Consider the following 245-nt stretch of genomic DNA (forward strand, 5'->3'; position numbering starts at 1 on the left):
GCAGTCCCCATGGTATTTTCCAGCCATGCTATAGATGAGGGTGTTCACATGGTAGCGTGCATGGATATGACTGGGACCACCTGCCAAAGGAAAGAAATGAACATTTGTCAAATGCTTGCTGCTGGAGTGCTCTACTAAAAGGCTCAAGCTCTTTCCCCAAGAAAATCCCACTTTATCATTGTCTTTAATCAGGCCGCGCAGCATACCTGCAGCAGCTTGAGCCAACCTCTCTTCCAGGTCTGCTG

At 48.6% G+C, this 245-nt stretch carries 1 protein-coding gene; it reads right to left on the minus strand.

Annotation, left to right across the window (positions count from 1 at the left end; genetic code table 11):
* On the minus strand, positions 1-245 hold a 245-nt coding region (locus AC2Q9J_RS18385), incomplete at both ends, for a sugar-binding domain-containing protein (RefSeq protein WP_499042165.1).

This window comes from Planococcus sp. RAB007_Raresut (assembly GCF_057369535.1).